We start from the raw sequence: 25,835 nt of genomic DNA on the forward strand, positions 1-25,835 counted from the left end.
GCGACGAATCAGATTATGTATACGGACTAAAAACATATGAAGGGGCCGTTCTATACGTCATGCTCATGACGTATAGAACGGCCCCTTGTTTGCGTTATTTTGGTCTAATGAATCAGGCACTGTTATTCGCTCTCTCCATTTATCCAATACATTCCTCTTCATCATCATCAGGGGAATCGGCGGAGCCGTTGGGACGGTGCATTTTACGGTATTGCCCTGGGGTATAACCCGTCTCTTTTTTGAATTTGCGGATGAAGTTTGGTGTATCCAGGTAACCGACACGCGTGATGATATCTTTTAACGGATCGGTAGTATGCAGCAGTAGTCGAATGACCTCATCCATCCGTTTCTGCCAGATATATTGGGTAAAGTTCATGCCAATCTTTTCTTTAAAAGAACGACTGAAATAGGATGAAGAGATCGTGAATTTCGATGAAATCGTACCTAAACTGAGATCATAATCAGAGAAATTGGCATCGATATAAGCAACGATTTCATCCATCAGGGAGCTTTCTTCCGTCTCACTCTTCGCCTCGACATGGGCGCAGATTTCGGCAGCAAGGCCTGTCAGTTTTTTCTCCAAATCCTCCAACGAGTCGTAGGAAGTGATTCTTGGAAGTTGATCAACCACATGATGGATTCCAAGCTCCGAGGCGGTTTTGAGCATTGTATTCAGAATATCAAAGCAGATGCAACGCAGCAGCGGTACAGACGGCATTTCGGATTTCAGGGTATTCAACGCAGTTGATACCATCTGAACTGCCACATCATAGCTGCCTTGTTTTAAGCTCTGAACCAGCTTCAACAATACATCCTTAGGGACCCAGAAGGAAGAATCCTGTACACCGGAACCGGAAAGGTCGTTAAAGTATGTACTGCTGCCCTGTCCATGCAGCATCGATGCTTCCAGAGCAGTCGAGGCCTCAATGTAGGATTGATTCAGCTGTTTCGGATAAGTGTACCGATTGCCTATCCCGATTGCGGGCGCGACCCCGGTGTGTTCTGTCACCATCCATTGCAGTTTTTCAACGATAGGCTCCATACGGGTATTCAGGCTACCTTCATGCCCAATTTCGGCATCGAATCCCACGATAAGGGCTAATTGGTCTGCCTGTGGCAGCTCTACGCCGTAAGCATATGCAGACAACTCCGGCAGCTCCACATCGTTCATCAGCTGCATGACAGTAGGTTGCTCGGGGTTATCACCGATAGGAAAAGCATGCATTTCCCAGCCCATGATCATGACAAAATAATGGGATCGGTTAAAGCGTATGCCAAGCTTATCCGTAAACTCAGAGGGAAAATCTCCGGTGTGACCGTGCTTCAGCAACATGAGCAAAATATGATTGCGAGCATAGGGCTCCTGAAGATCTACGCGCTGACTATAATCATGCAGTGTTTTCTTGATCCATTCCAGCTCGTTGGTGGTGGAGGATGGAGCAGGATCATTTTTCAACCGAATGAACTCCATTAAGTCTGAAATCGGATGGTACTGTCTTCGGGCCAACATAATGGCGAAGAATGTGCCCATCACCACCATGAAGGAGAAAACAAGAACAACAAAGGTGCGAATATGAACGATTCGGCTAAAAAATTGGTTGCTGGGCATAGCGGTTACATAAGTCCAACCCGCATCCGATTTAACGGATACAACCGAATGTGGTTCTTGATTTAAGGAGATGCTGTGCGTGCCGGATTCAAGAGCAAACAGAGCGTTAACTTCCTGTTCGGATATGATTTCTCCCTTGTAATTGGCTGCCAGGACTTGCCCGAAATTATCGAAAATATAAGTCATCCCGTGATAGTCGCTGAGGATGGAATCAATTAAGCCCGTCAGATTGGACTCGTGTATCAAGTACATGACGGTTCCATGAGCGGGCGTATTGTTAGGTGCAATCGGTACAAGGTATGCCAGCATGGAATTGGGTATTCTGGTTCCTTGGACGACCTGCTCCGCTGGACGTATTGTGGGGGACTGTACGTTATTCAAATCCCGGATCATGTCTGTTTTGTTCCACGTAGTAAATTTGTAGCGGCCAGTGAATACATCCATGTTCTCAGAACCTTGAGAAGAATAGATGTTATCATCTTCACGGAAGAACAGGAATAACTCATCGATAATGGAACTGGTGGCTTTGTATTTGACCAATGCGCCGATTGATTCCCGGCTATAGTACGGATGGTGGGTCCAATACCGCGTTAACTGCTCATCGTAGGCGATGCGAAAAGCGATGTCTTGGAGTTCTTTCATGCGATCATCAATGACAGTTTTGGCTTGAGTGAGCTGATTGACATTGGTCTGTTCAATCTCTGAACGGAGCGTGTCCACAGCGTTGTGATAAATAATGATGGTTAAAATAACAAGAGGGATAAGGAAAATGGAGATATAGGATAGGGTGTACTTAAACAGAAGCTTGGACTTGAAGTGATTCCATTTCATATCTGCAACCTCCCGTTTATCTTAGTGCTGCAGCGATAGCGCTCTCATATGGGCAGTGAAGTTATTGCCAAGATGGGAGCTGCTGGGGTGTTCCTTCTAAAAATACTAGGAGAACTTCTCTAATAAAGCAATGGTTCTTTTATAAATTCCAGTGCAATCCGTAAGAAAGATATAGCTATAGCAAAATCCCCTCAAAGTTCACTCATTTCCTTATGCTAACACACAAGGCTTTTCAAAGAGTAACTACTTTAAGGGGATAATTCTAGCTGATCATATATTATATTTTCTATTACTGAATATAGGAGTTAAACGATTATTCGTCCAGAGGTTCATAGTCAAACCAATCGTAACTTGCAGGCGTACACTCCCCCGATGAAGCATAAGCGTACATGGCGATCATCACACCTGTGAAACCACTTGCCACTTCGGTAGATAACAGATGTGTTTCTCCTGAACCCACTTCGATGGCATCGGATGAACCTTGCTGATAGAGGAACGTGAAGTGGTTACGGTCAGCCTTGATTTGTAATACAACCGGCCCCGGGTCACAGTCAAGCACCTGTTCGGTTCGCAGAGAGCCGACGGTTCGCCGCAATACGATTTTTTTCTGCCCATCGATCTGTGTTACAGCCAAGTCGTAATGATATTTATCATTCATAAATAAGGTTAATCCAGCTTCCTCACCGCTCGCACTTGGTTCATAATGCAGCTCGGCCGCCATTTCGCATAAGAAATGGCTCAAGCGACGTCCGACAAAGGCTGGATTTCCTCCATCATCGAGTGAAACCGGCTGACCCCGCAGGATGAGTTGCCCGGGATTTTCTGTGAGTGTCCAACTATTCGGAGCCGGGTTCCGTAAGAAGATCCAGTTCATGTCCAAAGTTGGTTCGTCAAAATGATCCCGTATAGCCCGAGGTGACCAAGGATGCTCAGGCAATGAAGGTCCGGTCATCTCTGGTTCAATATGTCCGTCCACACCGATTATCGGCCAACCGTCATCCGTCCAAGTGACAGGTGCCAGGAAGGTCTCGCGTCCCAGATGGTGTCGCATGGGGTAACCTGCTGGACGAAGGCCCAGACATACGGCCCACCAGCTTCCATCCTGGATCTGGACAAGGTCTGCATGACCGGTTGCGTGAATGCTGGATTTCATGCTCCGATTGGACAGAATCGGATTATGAGGACATGGATCAAATGGTCCGTATGGCTCTGTGCTCCGAGCAATGGTCTCCATATGACCATACTCGGTTCCACCTTCGGCAATCATCAGATAATAGAGGCCGTTTATTTTATACATGTGGGGAGCTTCGGGTGCTGCTCCTCCGGTTCCAGTCCAGATCAATCGACTATTGGTCAGTCTGGCTCCGGTCGTGATGTCTATCTCGCACTGATAGATGCCCTCGCCTTCATCGCCGTTACAGGCCGTTTGAAAATATACATGTCCATCTTCATCAAAGAGAAAAGAGGGATCAATGCCGCCCTGATCAACAAAAATTGGAGCAGACCATGGTCCCTCGGGCTGGGTACTACGCACATAAAAATTTCCTCCGCCGCTGACATTGGTTGTTGTCATATAGAACCAGCCATCATGGTGCCGGAGTGTTGGGGCAAAAATACCGCCAGAGCTGCCTGCGTTCGCTAAAGGGAGTTGCTCAGTTGTTGTGAGGACATGGCCGATCTGTCGCCAGTTCACAAGGTCTTTGCTGTGGAAGATGGGCACACCAGGGAAATATTCAAAGGTACTGGTTACCAGATAATAGTCTTCATCTACACGGCAGATGCTTGGATCTGGATAAAACCCCGGAATGACCGGATTGGTATATTTCATCATTTATACTCCTATTCATTGTGAGAGTTTAGTATGAATCTGGACACATTGAAAATCCCTGCTACAAGGCGAATTATAACGCTTATAAGTATATGGAACCTTGATTTTTCGGTCTTGGAATAGCATGATATAGACATTCAACCCAACTATGTTCGCGGAGGGGAATGCTTTTGAGTAATGCATATTTGAGATGGTTTACTTCAGATCAACAGTTTCCATTTTTCATTCAGTACGGTGGACATGTTGAGGACATGGAGCTTCATAATCATATGGATTTTACGGAACTTGTGATTGTTCTGAATGGTCATGCAACCCATGTGGTGAACACCGAAGAATTTTTTATTAAAAAAGGGAACGCATTTGTGATTAATGGCGACACCCATCATGCGTATAAAGACCCTCATGATTTTAGGATCTGTAACATTATGTTCAGTCCCGAGATGCTTGCTTCGGCTGGGCCCGATCTGAGAAAATCTAACGGCTTCCAGGCGCTGTTTGTTTTGGAACCGTTTTATCGTAATATTCACTCCTTTCCGAGTAAATTGGCGTTATCCATTTCCAGTCTGGAGTATGTAGAATCACTGATATCGTTCATGATTGAGGAGTATCAGAGTAAACAGCAAGGGTATCAGACGATGTTGATCTCACGTCTTACGGAGATGGTTGTTTATTTGTCGAGGCAATATGATACGCAGGAGAAAGGGATCGAAGGTAATAATCTGATGCATCTGGCAAATGCCATTTCATTTATCGAAGATCATTATCTGGAGCCACTGTCACTAGAGGATATTGCGGGGAAGTCGAATATCTCAATAAGGCATCTGAATCGGATTTTTCGATCCTATTATCAGATGACCCCGATCTCTTATCTGCAAAAGTTGCGTCTGGAGAAGGCATGTCATTTGTTGAAAAACGGGAATCTGTCCATTACGGAAATTTCGTATGAATGTGGATTTAACGACAGTAATTATTTCACCCGTCAGTTTAAGAAAGCCTTTGGCAAGTCTCCCAAAACATACAGGCAGACTCATTAATACATGACCGAATATAAAACACCAAAACAGGGCCTCCTCATAGGGAGGTCCTGTCTGCTGTCTCAGGGAAAAGGGGGGATTTAATAGTCCAAAAGCCGTCCGTTGTCATGCCACTGACCGTACATTTTATTTTCTTTTGTGTTGGTTATGAACTTATCCAATCTGCTCTGGAATAATGCTGGCTGATTCTTAACACTTTGGATCGTATCGATCCGAACGTTTTGATACAGGGTAGGGAAGGCCATGAAATTTGCATAAACCTGATGGTCTTCTTTCAGCCTTTGTTCGATCACACCATCAATTATGAAAGCATTCGGGTCCATAACAGGAAGAACTTTTCTCCCCTCGTCATTCATGAAACCCAACTTTTTAAGTCGACGGACACGTTCCTTGTTCAATTCAGTCCATGAGCTACGTTTACTCCTAGGAGATAATCTCTGTGCTAATTGAGTCTCCGATATTTTCTTTTTGACTCCATCGATCCAGCCAAAGCACAGCGACTCCTCAACCACGTCCAAATACAGCAAAGTATTCGGCAAGGGTTTTATGCTTATCATTACCCAGCAAGATTTCTCAACTTTTCCATGCGTCTGCAACCAATTCCTCAATTCATTCCTCGACGTCACGGGGATACAATGTACATTTTCCATCCCACTATCAACTATACTTGAGCCGGTTCCTGATACCAAAAGAGTGAATAGTCATTCATGGTGGAGGCATGCCCCAATTGACGCAGCATGGTAGAAACATTGCCTCGATGATAGGTTCCGTGGTTAACCACATGGATTACGATGTCCGATAAGCTGGTTTCGCGAACTCCTGCAAATGGATTATCGAGTAGAATGGTTTGCTCCAGATCAGCTTGGCCTCGTAACCACTCACTGTATTGTGCCGACAGGTCGGTAAAACATTGGATGTACTCATCCACAGAACCGTGAATTTCACTATTGAGTGGTATACATGCTTGCAGTGCCTCGGGCATCCCGGTGCCAGTTAACACCAGGTACCACATCTTATCCACTGTATAGATATGGCTGAGTGCGTGAGCAATGGTTGGATATGAACTGTTCACTTCCTGACTCAGGACAGAGGAGGGCAGTTCCTTGATTCTGCCCAGGATTGTTTGGTTGGCCCATGTGTGGTAGTTATACATTTGTTCCGGATGATTCATTGATGATCGTCTCCTTTAATTTGGCAATGGATTGGATGAACTTACTGAGATGATTATAAAAAAAGAAGTATGACAACAGCGTGTCATACTTCTTCATAGAGCTTAAGTGCGTTACGAAGTTGTTCTTTCAGAATGCCTCGTAATTCAATCGGTTCAAGCACCTCGGCGCCACTACCCAAACTAAGTAGAAACGACCATAACCACTTGGCTTGTAACGGTTGATGAACCGGGATACGCATCGTCATACTTCCATCCTCGTGAAATTGCTTATCTGCCTGTTGAAAATGATCCATGGCTTCCGCGAGCGCTCCCGGGTTCACCCGAAATACCACATCACTTACCTGATCTTGCCATGACGGATCTGAGACAACCGTCTCTTGGGGAAGCTCAAGATGGGGTTGGAAGTGTTCCGATGTCAGTTGCACGTTCATCATCCGGGACAGTCGGAACTCGCGATAATCCTGCCGTGTCTGGCAAAATCCATAAACATACCAATTACGATATTTAAAATGAAGTCTTACCGGTTCCAGAAGGCGGGGTGTATGTTCATTTTTCGTGTTGATGTAGTCAAAACGGACAACCTGATGATCCGTAATACCTTTACGCAGATGAGGAAGGGCATCAGGTTCTGTTCGACGGGTCTCCAGATCCACCGATAGACTTGAGGTTTGATGCTCAGGTCCAATCGTTTGCAGACGTTCAATCGTGCCTTGTGCACGTGCATCTTCGAATACTGTGGATAGACTGCTCAGGACAGTTATCAGGGAATCCACATCATAAGAACCGAGCAAGCTTTTATCCATCTTGTATCCGTCCATCATGCCGTAGCCGCCTTTGAGTCCCTGATGGGAGACGACCGGGAAGCCGGCGGCACAGATCACATCAATATCCCGATAGATCGTTCTTGGGGACACCTGAAACTCTTCAGCCAAGGTGGAAGCAGACAATACTTCGTGGTTCAGCAGTTTGTATATGATTGAGATTAATCGCTCCAATTTCAAAAGGTATCCCCGCCCGTTATTCCATTTTGTCATTACAGGCCATTATTATATCACGACATGGTGAACAACATGGAGGATTACAGAGAGGCTATAGAAGTCATATCATGCAGTAAGTTTTGTTCCAACATGATTGGACAAGTTCTTCAGTGAGAGGAAACAAAAAAAGAGTGCTGGATAGCACTCTTTCTAAGAAACATGATTGTTGTTGTGTTGAACAGTTACGTTAGCAGATCGGTCGAACTTTCATATCGAGTGAATAGTCAGAGCCGGCTCTACTCTTCTTGCACGTTATAGAGAACCCGAGCGAGCAGATTCTGTCCATAGTTTCCGAAGTTTTTACCAAAGATCGTTAAGCCCCGTTTGTTCAAAGGTCCGTCCGTAACCGCAATGCGGAAGTGAATATCGCTTTTGTAATCCAGCCCAATCTGGTCCAGCGTTACGTCCGAGATGCGGCATCCGTCGATATAGCTGCCTTCCTGTGTAATCCGGATCAGCTTCAGCATGCCGTACTGATTCAAGTGCGGAGGCCACCATTCCGGATTAAAGGTACCGCGTGTATTGCCAAAATCCCCCGGACTTGTCCAGCAGCCAATCTCAATCCCATTGACATAGAAGTAAATATCCGAAGGGTAATTGTCACAAAAGCCAGGGGCCTCCGATCCCAGTTCCATCGACAACTGAATTTCGCTAAAGGACTGATTAGGCTTGAGATAGTTGGGAATCCGATACTCCAGATAACCTTCAGCCAGCCAGATCATCTCCGCATCAATTCGTAGTGGATCAGCAAAGTAACGCGGATCATCGAACTCTCCAACAATGCTATCCCGGGTAGCGAGACCACATGTAGGTGCAGCCTGATAATCGCTGTAATGACCGACCTGAATTTCCACCTCATAACGATTGTTAATCTCTTGTGAACGCAGATCAACCATCAATTTTTCCTCATTGAGATAACATATCTTCTGGATTCCATGTTTGCCAACGGCGGTGTTGATCTCGATCAATCCGCTCTCTTCAAGCTTCTTGATATGCATTGTGATAGCGCCATTGCTCAGTCCAAGCTTGGTTGCAAGATCATTGAGATTAAGACTTTGGTTCTTGGCCAGCAGCTCGATGATCTGAATCCGGATTTCCGAACTGAGCGCTTTGAAGATATTCACACCCGACATCAGATCTTTAATATAAATCATAGGTGGATTTCCTTTCCCCGTTCTGAACAAAGTCTTCGACACAGACATTTGCACATTTATATGTTTTATTTCAGATAATTATAAATCATTCCCTCATGGAAGGGAAGGGTGGAGAAATAGAAGCCAAAACCCTTGTATATAGCGCAAATACGAAAATATAATCTATATTTTGTCCACTATTCCGGTTAAAATAAGTGTTAATCAGTTCACATATATTTGAAATATACCATTGAAATGTAATGTAACCGCTTTTATAATCCTATTATACCTAAATTGATTCAATACTTCATGAACCTAATTAACCATTTGAACAGGAAAGGTGGAGTTTGGTTTGGAAAAGTTAAGCAATGTGAAGAGGTTTAAGTGGAAACGGTTGGCGTTACCGGCATTACTTGTGATGGTATTACTGCTGGCAGGTCAGTCAAAAGCTTTGGCGGCATTCTGGAATCTGACCGGAGATACGGCTGTTCATGATCCGTCGATTATCAAAGAGGGCAGTTCCTGGTACACCTTTTCAACCGGCCCTGGCATTCAAGTATTGAAATCCGATAATGGTTCGTCCTGGTATCGTGTTCCACAAATCTTCTTAAGTAAGCCATCCTGGTGGGCTTCTGCCGTTCCGGGACAAAGCGGATTGGATGTATGGGCACCGGATGTAGAGCAGTATAACGGAAAAGTATGGCTCTATTATTCGATCTCCACCTTTGGCTCCAATCGGTCTGCGATTGGTCTTGCTTCTGCGAACAGCATTGGAGCAGGGCAGTGGAAGGATGAAGGATTGGTGCTTCAAACCACGACCGCCAATAATTATAATGCCATTGATCCAAATCTGGTCATTGATGCTTCAGGCAATCCGTGGCTGGCCTTTGGTTCTTTCTGGAGTGGCCTGAAGATTGTTAAGCTGGACAAAAACACGATGAAACCGACGGGAAGTATAACTTCCATTGCTGCGCGCCCGAATAACGGAGGTGCTATTGAAGGACCAAGTATTGTATATCGTGGCGGTTATTATTACCTGTTTGCTTCCATTGATTCTTGCTGCCAAGGTGTGAACAGTACCTACAAAATGGTCTATGGACGTTCGACCAGTATAACAGGCCCTTATGTGGACAAAAACGGAGTTAATATGCTGAATGGTGGCGGAACGATATTGGATACAGGCAATGTAAAATGGAAAGGTCCAGGTGGTCAGGACGTGTACAACGGCAATGTCATCGCAAGACATGCCTATGATGCAGAGGATAATGGCAATCCGAAATTGCTGATTAATGACTTGCTTTGGGACTCGAGTGGCTGGCCGAAATACTGATTTATTTTATATAAATATAAAATGTTTTATAAAAGTGTTGACTAAAGTGATCTGGATTTGATAAATTTAACAACAGAAATCTTATTTCATCCAATTGAATACGGTTACAAGTCCAGATCAGGAGGGGTTCAGATGGTAAAGAAAAAGAGTTGGGTCACATTTATGCTTCTTATGCTGGTAAGTGCGCTGGTACTCGCAGGTTGCGGAGGAAGCAGCGGTGCAAGTGGGGACAAGGAGTTAACGTTTATGTTCCGCGGCGGTACTGATGAGCAGAAAGCATACCAAGCGGTGGTCAAGAAATTCGAAGAAGATCATCCGGGTGTGAAAGTCAAAATTATCGTAACGGCTGCGGATCAATATGCAACCAAGCTCAGAGCGGCAATTACAGGCAACAGCTTGCCTGACGTATTTTATATCAATCCGGGCGACGTGAAAGCGTATGTGAACAGCAATGTGCTGATGAACCTCACTTCGTATATTGAAAACAATCCGGATGTTGATCTCGATAATATCTGGAAATACGGCGTGGACCTGTATCGTTATGACGGCCAAATGGCAGGTCAAGGTGATATCTACGGTATGCCGAAGGATCTGGGGCCATTTGCACTGGGCTACAACAAAACGTTGTTTGAAAAAGAGGGCATTCCACTCCCTGACAAGGATAAACCATACACATGGGAAGAGTTCATCAAGGTGAACCAGCAAGCGACCAAGGATACCAATGGAGATGGTAAACCGGATGTATACGGTACTGGATTCAACGTACAGTGGGCACTGCAATCCTTTGTATGGAGCAACGGTGGAGATTGGTTGGATGAGACCAAAACAAAAGTAACGATTGATGATCCAAAATTCGCTGAAGCACTGCAATTCTTCGCGGATATGCAGAACGTATACAAAATTACACCTTCCATTGAGGAAGCGCAAACATTGGATACGTATCAACGCTGGATGAAAGGTGAAATGGCTTTCTTCCCTGTAGGCCCATGGGATATGAGTACATTTGAGAAATTGCCTTTCGATTATGATTTGCTGCCATTCCCTGCGGGATCAACTGGCAAATCGGCAACGTGGATCGGATCTCTGGGAATCGGAGTATCCGCGAAAACGAAACATCCAGAAGAAGCAGCAGCATTGGTGAACTACCTTACGGCTTCGAAGGAAGGCATGCAGCAACTGGTAGATGCCAAGGTACAAATTCCGAACTTGCTTGATATGGCAGACGAGTGGGCCAAAGATACATCCACGAAACCAGCCAACAAACAGGAATTCATTGATATTGTTGAAGATTACGGCCGGGCTCTGCCAGGTAACTACACGTACAATGCGGAATGGTATGACCTGTTCTTCACGGACATCCAGCCGGTATTGGATGGCAAGATTACAGCCGCAGACTATGTGAAGCAGCAACAACCGAAAATGCAAAAACTGCTCGACAAAGCGGTTGAACAAGAAAAGAAATCTCAGAAATAGTAGATAGGAAAGGGTGATGCCGGCAGCCTGCAATCATGCTGCTGGCATCATTCGTATTGGAACTTATTGGATTCCATACGGGCATGTGGCATTCGTTGATCGACAAGGTTCAATCGAAGAATGCCACATGCTGATACTAGAAACAGGGGTGAACGCCGTGATTACGAAATCGAGTTTGTATCGCAAAGAGATGCTGTACGGATATCTGTTTATTTTACCTCCGATTCTTGGATTGCTGATCTTTGTCATGTTCCCGTTCCTCTACTCCCTATATGGTTCCTTTACGGATTGGGACGGACTGGGACAGATGAACTTTATCGGTTTGGCCAACTTCAAGGATTTGCTCACGGATGACCTCTTCTACAAAGCGATGTTTAATACATTCTTCCTGATGCTTGGTATTCCGATTGGATTGTTGCTCGCATTGTTGCTGGCAATGGGTCTGAATCGTAAAATTCCCGGCACAACGACATTCCGTGTGATCTATTACATTCCAGTTATTTCTTCCCTCGCTGCGGTGTCCATCATGTGGAACTGGGCGTACAACGGGGATTACGGTCTGGTGAACCAGTTCCTTGATCTGTTTGGGATTAAAGGGCCTAACTGGCTCGCGAACAAAGACACGGTCAAACCGGCTCTGATTATTATGACGGTGTGGAAGGGTCTTGGATACACAATGTTATTGTACTTGGCGGCACTGCAAAGTGTATCACGTACATACTACGAAGCGGCTGAGCTGGATGGAGCGAACGGGTTCCAAATCTTCCGCAACATCACCTGGCCTATGGTGAAGCCGGTTACTTTTTTCCTCATTGTTACAAATATCATTGGCGGTTCCCAGATCTTCACCGAGATGAACATTATGACACCTACGGGTGGTCCTGAATATTCTTCGGCATCAATCGTCTTCTACATCTGGCAGAAGGCCTTCAGTAACTTGCAGATGGGCTATGCCTCAGCAATGGCCATGATTCTTGGTATTTTCATTTTTGTCATTACCCTGGTGCAATTCAAAATGAACGAAAAATCAGCCTATGATGGGGATTGATTGTCAAGGAAAGGAGTGAACCGGAGATGTCTTACAGTCAAAAGAGGAAATTAACAAACTCGATCATCTTTATCGTACTCGCGATTGGTGCGATTGCGATGATTGCACCACTGATCTGGATGTTGTCCACGTCATTGAAGGAGAAGCAGGATGTGTTCGCGCTTCCGCCTGTATGGATACCTGAAGTATTCCAATTTGGAAAGTATAAAGAAATTTGGGAAGCAGGACCGCTGCTCAGCGGGATCAAAAACAGCCTCATCGTTGCGGTAAGTGTAACGGTGGTGGGTACGTTTACGTCCAGTATCGCGGCCTTTGCCTTTGCCAAATTAAGATTCCCGCACAAAAACAAACTGTTTCTCGCGTTGCTGGCATCCATGATGATTCCTTATCCGACAGTCATGATCCCGCAATTCATCATGTTTGCAAAGCTGGGCTGGGTGGATACGCTGTTACCACTGATTGTTCCAGGCCTGTTCGGTAACGTAATCATGATCTTTTTCCTGCGCCAATACCTGCTTAGTGTGCCTGATGCAATTATTGAGGCGGCCAAAATCGATGGAAGTTCCTACTTCCGGCTGTACTCCAGTATTACGTTTCCACTTATCAAACCGGCGATTGCTGCACAGCTGATTCTCTGGTTCATGGGCATCTGGAACGATTATCTGGCACCAATTATCTATCTGAATTCACCGGAGAAGCAGACGTTACAGCTCGTTATAGCAAACTTTAATGCCACGTATGCGATCCAGACGGATTATCCACTTATTATGGCGGCGTCGATTGTGGCTCTGTTACCTGTATTAATCATCTTCCTGATCTTCCAGAAACAGATTATTGAGTCGGTTGCCATTTCGGGAGTGAAGGGATGAATCAGCGGAAGAAATTCCGAGGATGGACATTTTCGAAGAGAGGGGTGGTTGCTTCCATGTTGTTATTGTTGGTTGTTGGAGCTACTGGTTGTTCTGGAGCAGGAGAAACGGTGTCCCGTCCCGTCTTTCCTGAAGCTCCTCAAGATACTCAGTTGTATGACACTTCCATTTTGGACGATGAATCACGCTGGACGGTGAACAATGCGCATGATCCGGCCATTATCAAAACAGACCAGGGATACTACGTCTACTCCACAGACGTTCGTGTAGCAGGAGAAGCGAAACCCGGCGTCATGGTACGCAAGTCAGATGATCTGATTAACTGGAAATGGGTAGGTCAGGCTCTGCCGGGCATTCCGCAAGAAGCGTTGGACTGGACAGGTGCGGTCAATCTGTGGGCACCGGATGTGATCCAGGCTGGCGATACCTATCGGATGTATTATTCGGCTTCTTCTTTTGGCAGTACCCAGTCGGCTATTGGTCTTCAGACATCCTCATCTCCCGAAGGTCCTTGGACAGATGAAGGACTGGTCGTGAAAACTTCTGCGAATGAACAGGACAAATTAAATGCCATTGATGCTAATCCCATCGTAGATGCCGAAGGCAATCCGTGGATGGTATATGGTTCATTCTTTGACGGCATCTACATTGCGCCACTTGATCCCGATACCGGGAAATTCAAGGACGAGGGTTATGGTACTCGCATTGCCGCTCGGGATCGTGCAACTGAAGAGGGCGCAGTGGAAGGTCCATACATTGTGTATAACCCGGAGTTCAAAAAGTATTATCTATTCGTCTCCTATGATTCCTTATTCGAGGACTATAACGTGCGAGTTGCGCGTGCTGATTCAATCACAGGACCGTACACAGATATGAACGGCATGAACATGCTGGATACGGATCATCTGCCGCAATATGAGATCGGCACCAAAATTCTCGGCGGTTATCGCTTCACAGAAGGCGAGGGCTGGGTTGCGCCCGGACATAACTCCGTTCTGAAGGACGGAGACGATTATTACATCGTGCATCATGCACGGGGCGAGACGGATAAAAACTGGCCCTATCTGCATGTACGCAAAATGTTATGGACGAAGGATGGCTGGCCTGTGGTTTCACCTGAACGTTACGCAGGTGAGACAGCGCAGGACATTCCGAAATCCATGATTGCGGGGGAGTGGGAAGGTATGGCGCTTGATCCGTCCGTGGACGGGCAGATTCAAGCCGTGCCTTATACCCTAACAAGCAACGGTAAAATTAAAAGTGAAAAAGGTTCAGGGGCCTGGACCTTTGATGACAAACAAACACTGACGTTGAAGTGGAAAGAAAGCCCATGGGGCGGAGCTTCCACGGAAGAGCTGAAACTGCTCCCGTCCTGGGACTGGGAGCGAAGCCAGCCCGCGCTGGTGGTAACAGGCCTCAATGACCACGGTGTGGCGGTCTGGGGCAAGCAGATCAGCGCAGCTGAGGAATAAGGAGCGAGCTGCGAGAGAGAAAAGAGACGAGCTGCTGCGCCAAGGTGCACAAGCAGAGAGGGGGAGGAAGGAGCCGCAGGAGCGAGTTTGGCATCCGATTTCAACCGCCAAGAGCGGTGGAAAGAGAAATCGGAGGACAAGAGAGCGCCAAGGCCCTACCACCCCCGAACGTCCGCTGTGTATGACAAAGTTGGCCAATAGCTCTGCGGCCAGCCCTGCATTACATGGGGAGAGTTGACCCTGCGAAGCGGTCAACCCCATAAGACCGAGCCACAAAAAAGGCTCGAAGTTGAGTTGTAACCCAGCGAGCGCGGTGAGAGCGAGCTGCTGCTCCGATGGTGCACAAGCAGTGAGGGGGAGGAAGGAGCCGCAGGAGCGAGTTTGGCATCCGATTTCAACCGCCAGGAGCGGTGGAAAGAGAAATCGGAGGACAAGAGAGCACCAAGGCCCTGCCACCCCCGAACGTCCGCTGTGCACCACCCCAAAAGGGTTTTCGCTTTTTCGCAATTGGGTTACATCCCTAAACTTCGAGCCAAACAACATTTGAAAGGGGAGCATTCCCATGACTGATTCTATTACATTTACTAATCCTATCCTGGAGCAACGCGCTGATCCATGGGTGTACCGTCATACAGATGGTTACTATTATTTCTCCGCTTCCGTGCCAGCTTTTGACCGGATCGAAATCCGGCGAGCAGAGACGTTGGAAGAGTTAAGAGATGCTGAGCCGGTAACGGCTTGGACCAAGCGTGACACGGGGCCAATGAGTGCCAACATCTGGGCACCGGAGATTCATTTTATCGATGGCAAATGGTACATACACTATGCTGCGGCTCACACCAGTGAGACCAACGAAGGTCTGTTCGATCACCGTATGTATGTTCTGGAGAACGATTCCGCGAATCCACTCGAAGGAGAGTGGGTAGAAAAGGGACAGATACACACACGGTGGGAATCATTTGCGCTGGATGCAACAACCTTTGAACATAAGGGGATTCGCTATCTGGTCTGGGCGCAGAAAGATCCTGATATTGTGGGCAACTCCAACCTGTACATTGCCGAAATGGAGAACCCATGGACGCTACGCGGCGAACAGGTTATGATCTCTACGCCTGAGTACGATTGGGAAATCATCGGCTTTAAGGTGAATGAAGGCCCAGCCGTGATGCATCGGAATGGGCGCTTGTTTATCGGCTACTCGGCAAGCGCGACTGATTACAATTATTGTATGGGTCTACTCACCGCAGATGAAAATGCCGACTTGCTTGATCCGGCCAGCTGGGTGAAATCACCCAAGCCGGTATTCCAGACTTGTGAAGCGAACGGCCAATACGGTCCTGGCCATAACAGCTTTACGGTGTCGCCGGATGGCAAGACCGATATTCTGATTTATCATGCGCGTAATTACAAAGACATTGAGGGTGATCCCTTGTATGATCCGAACCGTCACGCCCGTGCTCAAGTGATTCGTTGGCGTGAAGATGGCACACCTGACTTCGGTGTTCCGGCACCGGATGGCAGCGCAGTAGCGGAAGCAAAATAAGAGGTCGTGTAACCTTTCATACGAGAGCCCTTAGTTAGCGATTGATGCTGATTAAGGGCTCTTCTGTATGTGAACGATAAGTTAGAGTGGCCTGAACATATGTATCCTGGACACAAAACAAAGCAACCACAACGATGATTTCTGCGTATGAGAAAGATACAGATTACGATGCAGAACCTATTAGGAGGATCACATATGGATTCACGCGAGACGTTGGACAAGGAACTTGAACAGATTTTGAAATGGGAGAAACAACAGAAAGACTTGTTTATTTGGGATAAAATCGGGCGTTTGCCCTTTGCGATGTTGGATAAAGTGATGCCTAAAGCGTTGAAACAGAAGATCGGAGATTCCCTGAATGACGTGGGTCAGTATGTGCAGAATGGGGGCAAGTTCCTCGTACAGAAGAAAAAAGTAGCCAAGCTGCTGCAAGAGGAAGCCGAAAAGTCCGGTTATTCCATGATGGACACGACCGATCGTCTGGAGCAGGATGCTGAATCGGAGGGGACAGCGAAAATCCATAGTGTAGAGAATCTGCCACTTCAGGTGCTGGACCAGGTGGCTGATAACATCACCGAGAGTCGAACCAAGTTTGCCGCTGCTCAGGGAGCAGCTACAGGTTTTGGAGGCATTGTAACCATTGCGGCAGATATTCCGATGGTGATGGGGCTTTCCTTGAAGGTACTGCAAGAGATGGCTCTATGTTACGGTTATGATCCAGATGAGCCGCTGGAGCGCATCTTTATTGTCAAATGTCTGCAATTCTCTTCCGCTGATATTGTAGGCAAGAAAGCGATCATTGAAGAACTGGCCGTTTACGACGATCCGGACAAGCCAATTGAAGTGGTATCGCAGATGCAGGGGTGGCGGGAAGTGTTTAACTCCTACAGTGAATCTTTTGGCTGGAAGAAGCTGTTCCAACTCGTGCCGATTGCAGGCATGGTGTTTGGTTCGGTGAGCAACAAAAATACAATTCGAGATGTAGCTGAAGCAGGCAAAATGCTGTACAAAAAACGGCTGATCCTTCAGCGTTTGAAGTAATATTACAGAAGAAGTTATATTATAGAAGAATATTTATATTGAAAGAGTTGAATTTGATATGTTAAACAAACAGGGTTTCTATGATCTTTTAGATCGAAATAATATCGTTTACGAAAGTATTGAACATCCCGCAGTATACACGATGGAGGAAATATTCTCTTATCAGATTCCGTATACAGAACATATCGTTAAAAATCTGTTTCTGCGTGACGACAAGAAGCGCAACTATTATCTGGTGACGATTGCTGGAACGAAGTCCGTTGATTTGAGAAGTTTAAGCGAAAAGATACCTAGTCGCAAATTAAGTTTTGCCAGTGAAAAGGATTTGTTGGAGTTACTCGGATTGGAAAAGGGCCATGTAAATCCAATGGGAGTGTTTAATAACATGCAGAAAAACGTGACCGTAGTTTTTGACAAGGATTTAGTTGGTCAGAAAATTGGGATTCATCCCATGGAAAATACGGCAACGGTATTCCTTGAATTTGAAGATGTGAAGGAACTGATTACAGCTCAAGGTAGCAGCGTTGTCATGTGTGACGTGGAATAAACGGTTGAAGCTAAATACGAGAAAAACATATATAACAAAAAGGTTCCTGCCGTTCTGTATATACAGAGATGGCGGGAACCTTTTTTGTTATGGTTGGACTTTTTATTCATACTGTAAATGCAGGTGACTAAAGTGAAATCTAACGAACTCAGCAGACGCTACTGGGCGATATTTCACTAATCCCGATTTCTAAAGAATCTCAGACACGTTATTTCTGCATTTCACACGCACATTCCAAGGTTTTCGGCCTTTTTCTCGGGAATAGCGTTCCTCAGATTCTTTAGATTGCGAAATCGGCAGTATTCGTTCAAATAAGTGCTGTCAGGTTCGTTAGCGCAAGATAACGTCTTATAAGGGCAATGCTGCCACGTAAGGATTGGATCTAATATAGAATAAAAAGTGGGCACCTATTGATGTATTTTTTACTCTTCACTACCGTTTTCTTTCGCCCAGATATTGAGTAATTTATCGGATGGAAGCAGGAACGTGAAGATCCCGAGCAGGGGCAGGAAGCTGCACATCTGCATTACGGGTGATACACCGAAAACGTCAATCCAGTTGCCCAGAACAAGTGCACCCAGGCCTCCCATACCAAATGCCAGACCTGTGATCAGGCCCGAGACCGTTCCGATTTTGCCTGGAATCAGCATTTGCGCGTATACAACCGTAACCGAGAAGCTGGATAACATGATAAAACCAATAATGGTTAGCAGTACGCCTGTCCAGAACAGATTCGCATAGGGCAACAACAGAGCCAGCGGAGCAGCTCCAGCCATGGACAGGAAGATCAGGTTACGTTTACCGAATCGATCCGCCAAGGGGCCTCCGAAGAACGTACCCAGTGCTCCGGCAGCCAGGAACAAGAAGATATAGATCTGCGCGTCCTCTGTGGACAATCCAAAAGTATCTTTCAGATTAAACGCATAGAAGCTGCCAATGGAAGCGATATACCAGGAACGAACAAAGACGAGCAAGATCAATAGCGTAATGGCGGCAGTAATCTTTTTGCGCAAAGCAGGATTGGGTGCACGACGGGCAGCAGCCTGTCTACGCAGATATCCTCCCGATTGCAGCATACGTCCATACCAACGGGCTATGTAGATCTGAACTGCAATCCCCATGGCAGCAATGCCTGTAAATCCAATGGCACCGAACAGTCCAAACGGGATAAAGATCCAGCGTGTAAGCAATGGGGCAAGGGACTGCCCGGCGTTACCACCAACTTGGAAGATGGACTGTGCCAGTCCACGGCGTTGACCAGCAGCCATATGGGATACCCGTGAACCTTCCGGATGGAAAGCGGCGGAACCTAGACCGACAAAGATAACGGAAATCAGGACAGCCATATAACTGTCAGCGAAAGCCAACAGCAACATGCCGGTAAATGTAAAACCCATGCCAATGGGCAGGATAGATGGTGTCGGTTTTTTATCAGCAAACCAGCCTACGACAGGCTGCATAATGGAAGCGGTAAAGTTAATAGCAAATGAGATCCATCCGATCTGAGTATACGTGAGATGCATAGAGTCTTTCAGAATCGGAAAAATGGCGGGAATAACCGACTGGATCGAATCATTGAACAGATGAACCAGACTTATTGCGATGAGTATCCGGTAAACGGTGCTTTGGGCATCCGATCCGGGTGGGGCTTTCGAACGCGCTGTGGCGTCCTTGGTTAATGAGGTTTGTGTAGACATGTACAATTCTCCTTTGGTCGCGGTCACGAGGGATCAGCGCCTGATGTTGTAATATATGCGTGTAAGCATATTGTTACATAATAGGATAGATTGATTGGACCGACAAGGGGAACAAGGGAAAACGTTGATGAATTCAACTTTATTTCTGAGGTGTTTGTTTCTAACATTACATTTACAAAATAAACGTATTACTTTAGCATCTACTGTAAGAAGACCCATATTTATGTGTAAGAAGGATAGAGGAGGGATGGATATGAAATCCTTATCACCTTATGAATCCGCCAAACGTGAGTTGGTGATGACTATTTTGTATATGGCTGTAATAACGTTTCAGGCTGTCTATGTTGCACCGAAATCTCTATCTGCTGCCATCGTCATATTTATCATTTTTCAATCGATTGGTGTGCTGATGTTGAGACATTACGTCAAAAAAGTCAGAGAACTAAAGGAAGATCAGTCTACTTGAATGCGCTGCGATCCAATTGCGTTGAGACACTTAGTCTCATACAGGTGTATACTAAACAAAGAAAAAGCCGGATCTCTTCAGGTTTTGAAGAGTTCGGCTTTTCTGTGTCCTATAATTTATTTTAGTTATAGCAGAGTTTATTTACCCGCCAGTTTAACGATTATCAATCGTCTCCGGGTACATATCATGGTTCATCATGCGGTGGTCGGCCATCTGCTCGTATTTCGTTCCAGGCTTACCATAGTTCGTATACGGGTCAATGGAGATGCCGCCGCGCGGTGTGAATTTGCCCCATACTTCAATGAAGCGCGGGTCCATCAGCTTGATCAGGTCGTTCATGATAATATTCACACAATCCTCGTGGAAATCACCATGGTTACGGAAGCTGAACAGGTACAGCTTGAGTGATTTACTCTCGACCATTTTGATATCAGGAATGTAGCTGATATAGATCGTCGCAAAGTCCGGCTGACCCGTAATCGGGCACAGGCTGGTGAACTCCGGGCAGTTGAATTTCACAAAATAATCGCGGTACGGATGTTTGTTATCAAAGTTCTCCAAGATTCCTGGATCATATTCAAACGTATATTTAACGTTCTGGTTGCCCAGCAACGTCACATCTTGCATTTCATCAGGTTGTCTCATCGGTTATTAAACGCTCCTTGTTTCCGTCAAAGCCGAAGCCTCGCGGTATATATGAATAGGCATTTTTTTGCCTATTGAATTCTCTTATTTTCTAAGGACCTTTCGCCCTCATCCTTACATCATGCCGCCCATTCCACCCATACTGCCTATCAAACGCCGCGTTTGTTGCCCCATACCAACGTATGAAGCTGTGGAAGCACACGAACATCATTCAGGTCATCGGAGGCACTGACTTGGTCGATCAGCCACTCATAACGAGCAAGCAGTGAGGACGCCAGATCTGGCGTATCGGCGGAAGTCACATCCGGGTTCCCGGTTTGTAAAAATAAATCCGTGCCCGGATACCGTGCATGCACACGGCGGGCATAGTCCAAGTCTGTCTCATCGAAGATCACGATCTTCAGACTGTGACTTCGTTCTACCGGGCCAGCGGCCAGCCGTCCGATCAGATCATCCAGCACGGCCCAATCCGTGTCCATGCCGGAGCTCGGTGGCTTGGGCGAGACGGTGACTTCGTCAATGTTCGCTAGCCAAGGCTGCCAGCGGGAGCCCTGTGTCTCCACCGCAGTGCGGATGCCGTTCTCCCGCAGCAGGGCAACCAATCCGCCCAGCGAAGCGAGCAGGGCGGGATTACCGCCAGAGATAGTAACATGGGAGAAACGGGTGCCGCCAACGCGGCGCAATTCTGCCCATACATCCTCTGGCGTAATCATTCGAATCAGGTCCTTGCCACTGCCGTCCCAGGTAAAGGCCGAGTCGCACCAGGAGCAGCGATAATCGCAGCCGGCGGTACGAACAAACATCGTTTTTTGTCCGATGACCATGCCTTCGCCTTGAACCGTCGGACCAAAAATCTCCATCACGGGAATACGAGCCTCTTTGCGAGATCCCGTCTCATTCACCTGGTGTGTCACACTACTCATCGATCATCCACTCCCGTCTCGCTTCCGCGTAACTGGTGGGTGTCTCGAAGAGTCGGACAAACTCCGTCCGCCCACCATCGGTCAGCCCAGCATAGGGCTCCGTCTGGAGCGCATGTTCCATCTGTTCGAACAGCCAAACGACCATATTTTCAGCCGTAGTATTCATTAAAGGAAGTGTCTCGTTGAGGTACTGATGATCCAGATATCCTTCAATTTGAGTTTTCCATATATCTTTGATATGTCCAAAATCAACTGTCAGCCCGGTTTCACCCGGATAACCGCTGATGCCAAAAATAACTTTATACGTATGACCGTGCAAGTTCTTGCATTTGCCTTCATAACAATGCAGGTGATGTGCTGCGTCAAAGGTGAATTCTTTGCTTACAAGCACACGTTTGCGGTGATAGCGCAGCTGGGTGGGTAGAATATCTTCTCCGATACGTTGCAGATGCTCAACAATACGGAATGTTCCCGGCTCTCTCATCGTACATCCACTCCCGCCGATTCAGTAGCAGTACGTTGTTGTACATAACGATCCAATCCGGCTTTGCGAAGTTTGCAAGCGGGGCAATCTCCGCATCCATCGCCGATCACGCCGTTATAACAGGTCAGAGTACGCTCACGTACATAATCAAAAGCACCGAGATCATCGGCCATCTTCCACGTTTGGGCTTTGTCCAGCCACATGAGCGGGGTGTGAATGACAAATGGATAGTCCATGGACAGGTTAAGCGTCACATTCATCGACTTCACAAATGAATCCCGGCAATCCGGGTATCCGCTGAAATCCGTCTCGCATACACCTGTAACCAGGTGACGTGCTCCTTTTTGCTTGGCCATAATGGCTGCAAAACTGAGGAACAGCAGATTCCGTCCATCCACAAATGTACTCGGCAGTTCACCTTCTTCATGCGTAATCTCCACATCCGTGCGAGTGAGCGCATTGGGGGCAAGCTGATTTAACAGACTCATATCCAGTACCGTTTGCTGTACGCCCAGATCACGTGCGATCTCTGTTGCACATTCAATCTCTAACTTGTGGCGCTGACCATAATCAAACGTAACGACCTCTACTTCGGCAAACTGTTGTTTGGCCCAGAACAGACACGTGGTACTATCCTGACCGCCGCTGAATACAACGACTGCTTTTTCTTCGTTCAACATAAAAAAACCTCTCTATCTTCTTGAGATCAAACCATGCACATAGGCATAGAGTGTCGGAAGAACAGAGAAGTTCATGAACTGGCATCCATCAAAAAACACACCTTCTCGATAACCGCTTCAAAAAAGCAGGCAAGAGTAAGTGTCCTTAGTTTTTTACGTACATGATTGCATGGTGACCGCAATGTGTACGCAAGACTTATACTGACCATCACATGGTCAAGTCTTATAGAGGGAGTTCGCGAACCTCTCCCATGCCACAGGCATGGATTTTCTTCTTCAATTGTCTGAACCATTATAACATGAAACGGTGTGGTGACCACCCCACTGGAGCATAGTGGCAGCTAATTGGTCGGCTCCATCAACTAACAGCTTATTTGATCAATACATTGCCGAAAGGGATCACTTCTTTCAGAATTCGTTTGAACAGTCCCTCATCGTTAAGATCCTGTTCCAAGCGGTGATTCTCACGTCCCGCCTGAAAGAGTACAGATCCATGTCCTGTCATCTTCCAATGATAATTCATATGCTGACTGGCAAGGTTGTTACCATATACGGTGAGTTCCAGATGTGCATTTTCGGGATAGGCAATAATGCTACCAGCATCCACATAGAGCGGCGCTGTTGGGTGAAGTTCCTGTTGGCAGACCTGACCTTGAGTGAGCAATCCGATTTTGCCTTTGCCGGAAAATTTCATTTTCACTGCATCACGGGTGATTAGCATGTTTTTGATTTTCTGAATTTTGGTATGCATGGTTACACCATCAGAGTAGAAGAACAGGTGGCGGAAGTCATAGAGCAGATCACTGTCCTCCGTGAGCTCCACTTCCTTCATCGTGAATCCGGGAGGCAGGGCAGCCACAAATTGGCAAGGTCCGGTGATTTCGGATTTAATCAGCTTTTTTTTGCGATATATGCCCGTGATATTCATGAATTTATCATTGCGACTCCCACTCGGACCGCGGAAGGCCACAATTTGCTGCGGATGCAAAATATGAAGTCGGTCATCTTTAATCAGTGAAAATGTGACGACTTGTCCTGCTCCGCCTGCTTCAGCATTGTTCAGGTGTATGTTCATGCAGTTGCTCCTGTTCTTTTATACTCGGCCGGAACGGCGACGCATTCCCCAGCGCATTACACGAATCAGAACAAAGTAACCCAATATGAGAGAAACGACAGTGATGATCGTCGTCTGAATTCGTTTGGTGGTAGCTGCTTTGGCATTCTGGTCGTCTTGTAATTTACTTACCATTTCAGTGAGTTTTTGGTTCTGAGCCAGCAGTTGTTCGTTCTGGGTCTTAAATGCTTCGACATTGGCTTGGGCTTGTCCCAACTGAGCAGACGTTTGATTTAATTGCTCCATCGTTTGCTTATAACTTTCCTGCAGAGCGTTCACTTCTCCGGGCAGTTCGGAGACTCGCTCCCATCCGCTGTATATATCCGTAAAAATATTGGCACTGGCTGCACTTACTGTCGAAGCGATCGAAACGGTAAATAGAATGCATGTGGTGAATAACACCCGAATGAAATAACCCTGAATGGATTTTGGCATCGTTAACACCTCTTTCTTCGGTTAGATAGATCAATCGCCGAATTCGTCGTCTATTGTTGAAATACGGCTCTTACATTATACGTCAAAACCGGGACGATGGGTTCAAGATGATATCGTTTTATTACCCGAAATATATAAAATTATTTAGGAACAGGGCTGTTTAGCTTACAAATCTGCGGGGTAATAGAACGATAGGCAAGCATACCGGACCGTTTTACAGATCTTTTACTTCAGTTCCGGGTGCATGCTATTCACAAATGCGCAATTTAATGAACGATACCAATATATCCGATTGAATATAAGATCGTGAACATGAAGGAGTAGAAACATATGTATACAGCAGATCAGAACACATCAACCAAAACAATTATGATCACTGTTAATGGAGAGCCAGTAGGGCGTAAGCTGGTCATTGACAGTGTCACCTATGCACCGGTAAACGAAGCAGATGGTGTACAATATTTACACAAAATGGGAATCGATCATCCTACTGTTTAATTTGGGACTTGTCATAGATAAGTGATTGATAAGCTTGGCCTAGTGCCAGGCTTTTTCGTCGTTTATTGTCGTATTGAGACGGATTTAGGGATATAAAACTAATATATTGGAAAAATTTAATGAGAACATGTGTTCCGTGACAATATAGTGTCCATTCACCCTGATAACTTAGAAGATAATACACATAAATCGGGGGAGAGACTACCAGTGAACTCAGTCTTTGAAGTATCTTATTCGTGGAATAAAGAGGCCATACCGACAGGGGGAGCCGACCCCGTATATATGATGGTAGAGTGGCGTAACGGTGCCCCTGCCAAAAGACTTAGGAAAATAGCACCCAAAATTGTATCAAGAGATTTGGAACTTTTGCTCAAACCGGAATATGGAGTACAGCTAAAAGGCATCTATGGATGTCGTTCCAAGGAAACGGATATTGGCTGGTTATTGAGGCTTGGGGATATGTACAAGGGAGAAAGTAAACAAATTTTGCTTGAATTCGTCATGGGACCCCGTGTATCAGGAAAAGCTGCCGTATGTTCAGCCTACTGGAGCACAAGGAAGTTGAAGCAAAGTCAACGTGTATTGTTACGAAGAGAACAGTTGTATATTCAGTACACCAGTCATTTGGGCATGCTGCGACAGCCGGAAGATCCCAAGGTGGAGAAGACGATCAAATTAAGTGAAACCGTGCCCCTGATCAAACAAGCCCTGCGCGCCTACGAAAGAGGCCGGGTTCAAGAGGGAAGTAATATGTTACGTCGTCATGCTGATGCCTTGTTAATTGAAGCTGCGCGGAAGCAAGATCTGGACTATTACGCGGAAGCCGAGATCGTTGAAAAGTTGCGTTATCACTATGAGATCACGTTTACAACAGGATATCATGATCGTGAAAAAAAGATATTAGGGGAATAGGGTTGATTTCAGGTG

At 46.3% G+C, this 25,835-nt stretch carries 25 protein-coding genes; 12 read left to right on the forward strand and 13 right to left on the reverse strand.

From position 1 onward, the window contains the following. Positions 1-139 precede the first annotated feature (139 nt). Both MHH92_RS06005 and MHH92_RS06010 read right to left on the reverse strand, forming a co-directional pair. The gene (locus MHH92_RS06005) at positions 140-2,440 is read right to left on the reverse strand and encodes a helix-turn-helix domain-containing protein (protein WP_340902644.1); all 2,301 of its coding nucleotides are present in this window, start codon (positions 2,438-2,440) and stop codon (positions 140-142) included. A 313-nt stretch (positions 2,441-2,753) separates the two neighbouring features. Beyond that, on the reverse strand, positions 2,754-4,268 hold the full coding sequence (locus tag MHH92_RS06010; protein WP_253506168.1) for a glycoside hydrolase family 43 protein: 1,515 nt from the start codon (positions 4,266-4,268) through the stop codon (positions 2,754-2,756). A 164-nt stretch (positions 4,269-4,432) separates the two neighbouring features. On the opposite strand from MHH92_RS06010, the gene MHH92_RS06015 reads away from it, so the two are divergent. Then, positions 4,433-5,302 carry a helix-turn-helix domain-containing protein gene (locus MHH92_RS06015; protein WP_436263216.1) on the forward strand — a complete coding sequence of 290 codons (870 nt, stop codon included), beginning with the start codon at positions 4,433-4,435 and terminating at the stop codon, positions 5,300-5,302. 80 nt (positions 5,303-5,382) lie between these two features. On the opposite strand, the gene MHH92_RS06020 is transcribed toward MHH92_RS06015, so the two are convergent. The 4 genes from MHH92_RS06020 to MHH92_RS06035 all read right to left on the reverse strand — a co-directional run bounded on the left by MHH92_RS06020 (position 5,383) and on the right by MHH92_RS06035 (position 8,664). Beyond that, positions 5,383-5,952 carry a YdeI/OmpD-associated family protein gene (locus MHH92_RS06020; protein WP_253506170.1) on the reverse strand — a complete coding sequence of 190 codons (570 nt, stop codon included), beginning with the start codon at positions 5,950-5,952 and terminating at the stop codon, positions 5,383-5,385. 11 nt (positions 5,953-5,963) lie between these two features. Next, a complete protein-coding gene (locus MHH92_RS06025; protein WP_253506173.1) occupies positions 5,964-6,473 on the reverse strand; it encodes a DinB family protein in 510 nt (169 codons plus the stop codon). 83 nt (positions 6,474-6,556) lie between these two features. Further along, a complete protein-coding gene (locus MHH92_RS06030) occupies positions 6,557-7,474 on the reverse strand; it encodes a helix-turn-helix transcriptional regulator (RefSeq protein ID WP_253506174.1) in 918 nt (305 codons plus the stop codon). A gap of 272 nt (positions 7,475-7,746) precedes the next feature. Further along, positions 7,747-8,664 (reverse strand): ArsR/SmtB family transcription factor, encoded by a 918-nt coding sequence (locus MHH92_RS06035; protein WP_017690213.1) that lies wholly within the window; start codon positions 8,662-8,664, stop codon positions 7,747-7,749. 397 nt (positions 8,665-9,061) lie between these two features. On the opposite strand from MHH92_RS06035, the gene MHH92_RS06040 reads away from it, so the two are divergent. The 8 genes from MHH92_RS06040 to MHH92_RS06075 all read left to right on the forward strand — a co-directional run bounded on the left by MHH92_RS06040 (position 9,062) and on the right by MHH92_RS06075 (position 17,966). Further along, on the forward strand, positions 9,062-9,973 hold the full coding sequence (locus tag MHH92_RS06040; protein ID WP_051154000.1) for a glycoside hydrolase family 43 protein: 912 nt from the start codon (positions 9,062-9,064) through the stop codon (positions 9,971-9,973). Positions 9,974-10,105: 132 nt separating this feature from the next. Further along, positions 10,106-11,446, forward strand: coding sequence for an ABC transporter substrate-binding protein (locus MHH92_RS06045; RefSeq protein ID WP_076319039.1), 1,341 nt, complete (start codon positions 10,106-10,108; stop codon positions 11,444-11,446). A 157-nt stretch (positions 11,447-11,603) separates the two neighbouring features. Further along, positions 11,604-12,494 (forward strand): carbohydrate ABC transporter permease, encoded by an 891-nt coding sequence (locus tag MHH92_RS06050; RefSeq protein WP_036611613.1) that lies wholly within the window; start codon positions 11,604-11,606, stop codon positions 12,492-12,494. Between the two features lie 26 nt (positions 12,495-12,520). Then, positions 12,521-13,363, forward strand: coding sequence for a carbohydrate ABC transporter permease (locus MHH92_RS06055; RefSeq protein ID WP_036611483.1), 843 nt, complete (start codon positions 12,521-12,523; stop codon positions 13,361-13,363). A gap of 56 nt (positions 13,364-13,419) precedes the next feature. Further along, a complete protein-coding gene (locus MHH92_RS06060) occupies positions 13,420-14,835 on the forward strand; it encodes an arabinan endo-1,5-alpha-L-arabinosidase (RefSeq protein WP_253509409.1) in 1,416 nt (471 codons plus the stop codon). A 562-nt stretch (positions 14,836-15,397) separates the two neighbouring features. Continuing rightward, entirely contained in the window at positions 15,398-16,378 is a 981-nt protein-coding gene (locus tag MHH92_RS06065) for a glycoside hydrolase family 43 protein (protein ID WP_253506176.1), read from the forward strand. Positions 16,379-16,573: 195 nt separating this feature from the next. Then, on the forward strand, positions 16,574-17,419 hold the full coding sequence (locus MHH92_RS06070; protein WP_253506178.1) for an EcsC family protein: 846 nt from the start codon (positions 16,574-16,576) through the stop codon (positions 17,417-17,419). Between the two features lie 58 nt (positions 17,420-17,477). After that, positions 17,478-17,966 (forward strand): YbaK/EbsC family protein, encoded by a 489-nt coding sequence (locus MHH92_RS06075; protein ID WP_253506180.1) that lies wholly within the window; start codon positions 17,478-17,480, stop codon positions 17,964-17,966. Positions 17,967-18,388: 422 nt separating this feature from the next. On the opposite strand, the gene MHH92_RS06080 is transcribed toward MHH92_RS06075, so the two are convergent. Beyond that, positions 18,389-19,663 carry an MFS transporter gene (locus MHH92_RS06080; protein ID WP_047841924.1) on the reverse strand — a complete coding sequence of 425 codons (1,275 nt, stop codon included), beginning with the start codon at positions 19,661-19,663 and terminating at the stop codon, positions 18,389-18,391. A 253-nt stretch (positions 19,664-19,916) separates the two neighbouring features. Between MHH92_RS06080 and MHH92_RS06085 the strand changes: the two genes are divergently transcribed. Then, a complete protein-coding gene (locus MHH92_RS06085; RefSeq protein ID WP_211085724.1) occupies positions 19,917-20,129 on the forward strand; it encodes a hypothetical protein in 213 nt (70 codons plus the stop codon). Positions 20,130-20,282: 153 nt separating this feature from the next. On the opposite strand, the gene queF is transcribed toward MHH92_RS06085, so the two are convergent. The 6 genes from queF to MHH92_RS06115 form a co-directional block, all read right to left on the reverse strand. Then, positions 20,283-20,774, reverse strand: a complete 492-nt coding sequence (gene queF / locus MHH92_RS06090) for a preQ(1) synthase (protein ID WP_076251365.1) — start codon at positions 20,772-20,774, stop codon at positions 20,283-20,285. 149 nt (positions 20,775-20,923) lie between these two features. Next, positions 20,924-21,697 carry a 7-carboxy-7-deazaguanine synthase QueE gene (gene queE / locus MHH92_RS06095; protein WP_253506183.1) on the reverse strand — a complete coding sequence of 258 codons (774 nt, stop codon included), beginning with the start codon at positions 21,695-21,697 and terminating at the stop codon, positions 20,924-20,926. After that, the gene (gene queD / locus MHH92_RS06100; RefSeq protein WP_036611465.1) at positions 21,690-22,181 is read right to left on the reverse strand and encodes a 6-carboxytetrahydropterin synthase QueD; all 492 of its coding nucleotides are present in this window, start codon (positions 22,179-22,181) and stop codon (positions 21,690-21,692) included. The genes queE and queD overlap by 8 nt, the downstream gene beginning before the upstream one ends. After that, a complete protein-coding gene (queC, locus tag MHH92_RS06105; protein ID WP_253509410.1) occupies positions 22,178-22,858 on the reverse strand; it encodes a 7-cyano-7-deazaguanine synthase QueC in 681 nt (226 codons plus the stop codon). Before queC ends, queD begins: the two co-directional genes overlap by 4 nt. 373 nt (positions 22,859-23,231) lie before the next feature. Continuing rightward, on the reverse strand, positions 23,232-23,936 hold the full coding sequence (locus MHH92_RS06110; RefSeq protein ID WP_036668803.1) for an AIM24 family protein: 705 nt from the start codon (positions 23,934-23,936) through the stop codon (positions 23,232-23,234). 18 nt (positions 23,937-23,954) lie between these two features. Next, positions 23,955-24,410 (reverse strand): hypothetical protein, encoded by a 456-nt coding sequence (locus MHH92_RS06115; RefSeq protein ID WP_036611459.1) that lies wholly within the window; start codon positions 24,408-24,410, stop codon positions 23,955-23,957. A gap of 330 nt (positions 24,411-24,740) precedes the next feature. On the opposite strand from MHH92_RS06115, the gene MHH92_RS06120 reads away from it, so the two are divergent. Beyond that, positions 24,741-24,908: a hypothetical protein gene (locus MHH92_RS06120; protein WP_200869404.1), complete on the forward strand. Its 168-nt coding sequence runs from the start codon at positions 24,741-24,743 to the stop codon at positions 24,906-24,908. Between the two features lie 207 nt (positions 24,909-25,115). Beyond that, entirely contained in the window at positions 25,116-25,820 is a 705-nt protein-coding gene (locus tag MHH92_RS06125; RefSeq protein ID WP_017690195.1) for a hypothetical protein, read from the forward strand. The last annotated feature ends 15 nt before the right edge of the window (positions 25,821-25,835 follow it).

It is taken from the genome of Paenibacillus sp. FSL M7-1414 (genome assembly GCF_038003195.1).
Taxonomy (GTDB): domain Bacteria; phylum Bacillota; class Bacilli; order Paenibacillales; family Paenibacillaceae; genus Paenibacillus; species Paenibacillus amylolyticus.

What these genes read in the sequence shown, in the direction of transcription:
- MHH92_RS06035 (WP_017690213.1), bottom strand. Translation starts at nt 8,664, where the DNA reads ATGATTTATATTAAAGATCTGATGTCGGGTGTGAATATCTTCAAAGCG.
- queE (WP_253506183.1), bottom strand. Translation starts at nt 21,697, where the DNA reads ATGAGTAGTGTGACACACCAGGTGAATGAGACGGGATCTCGCAAAGAG.
- MHH92_RS06120 (WP_200869404.1), top strand. Translation starts at nt 24,741, where the DNA reads ATGTATACAGCAGATCAGAACACATCAACCAAAACAATTATGATCACT.
- MHH92_RS06010 (WP_253506168.1), bottom strand. Translation starts at nt 4,268, where the DNA reads ATGAAATATACCAATCCGGTCATTCCGGGGTTTTATCCAGATCCAAGC.
- MHH92_RS06040 (WP_051154000.1), top strand. Translation starts at nt 9,062, where the DNA reads ATGGTATTACTGCTGGCAGGTCAGTCAAAAGCTTTGGCGGCATTCTGG.
- MHH92_RS06045 (WP_076319039.1), top strand. Translation starts at nt 10,106, where the DNA reads ATGGTAAAGAAAAAGAGTTGGGTCACATTTATGCTTCTTATGCTGGTA.
- queF (WP_076251365.1), bottom strand. Translation starts at nt 20,774, where the DNA reads ATGAGACAACCTGATGAAATGCAAGATGTGACGTTGCTGGGCAACCAG.
- MHH92_RS06110 (WP_036668803.1), bottom strand. Translation starts at nt 23,936, where the DNA reads ATGAACATACACCTGAACAATGCTGAAGCAGGCGGAGCAGGACAAGTC.
- MHH92_RS06025 (WP_253506173.1), bottom strand. Translation starts at nt 6,473, where the DNA reads ATGAATCATCCGGAACAAATGTATAACTACCACACATGGGCCAACCAA.
- MHH92_RS06080 (WP_047841924.1), bottom strand. Translation starts at nt 19,663, where the DNA reads ATGTCTACACAAACCTCATTAACCAAGGACGCCACAGCGCGTTCGAAA.
- queD (WP_036611465.1), bottom strand. Translation starts at nt 22,181, where the DNA reads ATGAGAGAGCCGGGAACATTCCGTATTGTTGAGCATCTGCAACGTATC.
- MHH92_RS06005 (WP_340902644.1), bottom strand. Translation starts at nt 2,440, where the DNA reads ATGAAATGGAATCACTTCAAGTCCAAGCTTCTGTTTAAGTACACCCTA.
- MHH92_RS06015 (WP_436263216.1), top strand. Translation starts at nt 4,433, where the DNA reads ATGCTTTTGAGTAATGCATATTTGAGATGGTTTACTTCAGATCAACAG.
- MHH92_RS06115 (WP_036611459.1), bottom strand. Translation starts at nt 24,410, where the DNA reads ATGCCAAAATCCATTCAGGGTTATTTCATTCGGGTGTTATTCACCACA.
- MHH92_RS06055 (WP_036611483.1), top strand. Translation starts at nt 12,521, where the DNA reads ATGTCTTACAGTCAAAAGAGGAAATTAACAAACTCGATCATCTTTATC.
- MHH92_RS06060 (WP_253509409.1), top strand. Translation starts at nt 13,420, where the DNA reads ATGTTGTTATTGTTGGTTGTTGGAGCTACTGGTTGTTCTGGAGCAGGA.
- MHH92_RS06085 (WP_211085724.1), top strand. Translation starts at nt 19,917, where the DNA reads ATGAAATCCTTATCACCTTATGAATCCGCCAAACGTGAGTTGGTGATG.
- MHH92_RS06075 (WP_253506180.1), top strand. Translation starts at nt 17,478, where the DNA reads ATGTTAAACAAACAGGGTTTCTATGATCTTTTAGATCGAAATAATATC.
- MHH92_RS06020 (WP_253506170.1), bottom strand. Translation starts at nt 5,952, where the DNA reads ATGGAAAATGTACATTGTATCCCCGTGACGTCGAGGAATGAATTGAGG.
- MHH92_RS06065 (WP_253506176.1), top strand. Translation starts at nt 15,398, where the DNA reads ATGACTGATTCTATTACATTTACTAATCCTATCCTGGAGCAACGCGCT.
- MHH92_RS06070 (WP_253506178.1), top strand. Translation starts at nt 16,574, where the DNA reads ATGGATTCACGCGAGACGTTGGACAAGGAACTTGAACAGATTTTGAAA.